Here is a 1,175-nt window from a genome sequence, read left to right as displayed (position 1 = left end):
TGCATGCGCAGTGTGTAGAACCGCAGGGAGTCTTCGGGATCGAAGTCTCGCCAGCGGTCGTACCGGATATCCCTTAGCGTTTGCTGCGCGTAATCATACGACGGGACGAAATCGCGATGGACCATCTGCCGGGCCACCCACTGCGGATCCGACGCGCAGAGGTCGGCAGCCTTAAGGATGGATCGCAAGACCCGTTTGGTCGCTACCGGGTGCCTGGTCACGTAGTCCGTCGTCGCGGAGATCATGCAGCAGAAATACTGTGACCATGGGCGGTCGACGGCATTGTTGAGGATCGTGTGGCCGATCTTCTTGGCGCGCAGCTCCTGCGGCTGGGGCGGCGTGCCGAGGAATGCATCGATCTTTCCTTGGACGAAGAGCTCCGTCGGGGTGGCGTCTTCAGTCAGGACCCATTGGATATCGTTCACGGGATCGAGCCCGACATAAGCGGACATGAGAGTCAGCCACACATGTCGCGAGTTATTGAAACCATCCACGCCCACCCTCTTGCCACGCAGATCCGCGACGCTGCGGATGCTCTCCTTGGCGATCAGTTCGAGGCATCCCGAGTGCAACCCGGTCAGCACCTTGATCGGCACGCCGGCATCGATCGACGCGATCTGATTCGGCGGAAAGTTCACAGAGAAATCGGTGTCACCGCGTGCGATCCATTCCGATTGGTCGACGCTTCTGTCGGCTTCTACGTAGCGAACGTCGGTGAAGCCATCTGCGCGCATCAGTTCTCCAGCGATGTACGCGCCTGCCCAGCAGTAGGAACCACCAACCCACCGCGGAAGACGAACCGTGGTCGTTTCCAGCGGCGGTTCCGCGTGGAGTGACTCGGGAAAACCGACGATACCGGCAGCGCCAGTCATTGCAGCGCCGGCCAGGAATCGGCGGCGGGTTTGCATGATCTGCATCGGAACGCTCCGCTCTTCCGAACTGCAAAAAGGCAATTCTGGCCCGAACCGAGCAAAAGAGGTTTCGGCAGAGGCAGATGGTCTCGTGGGCGCGACGAGTAGTTGTGGATTCTAGCGCGCCCAGTCCGCTGCGGGAGTCTTGCGCTCTCAGTCGCCGGGTCATGAATTAGCAACCGACGATATGCCAACGTACGCCCAATTTGCGCAGGTTGCGAGCGCAAAACTTACTACGCCAAACGTCCCGCCAGCACCTCGCTG

Annotated in this window: 1 protein-coding gene; it reads right to left on the bottom strand. The window is 60.3% G+C overall.

Features of this window, described 5'->3' with window-relative positions; translation table 11 throughout:
* On the bottom strand, positions 1 to 917 hold a 917-nt coding region (locus NKJ40_RS31745), incomplete at its 3' end, for an ABC transporter substrate-binding protein (protein ID WP_352469385.1).
* Positions 918 to 1,175: the final 258 nt, after the last annotated feature.

Source organism: Mesorhizobium sp. M0119, from assembly GCF_040322615.1.
Taxonomy (GTDB): domain Bacteria; phylum Pseudomonadota; class Alphaproteobacteria; order Rhizobiales; family Rhizobiaceae; genus Mesorhizobium.
Note: the sequence above shows the minus strand (reverse complement) of the source record. Positions and strands in the feature narration are given on the sequence as shown.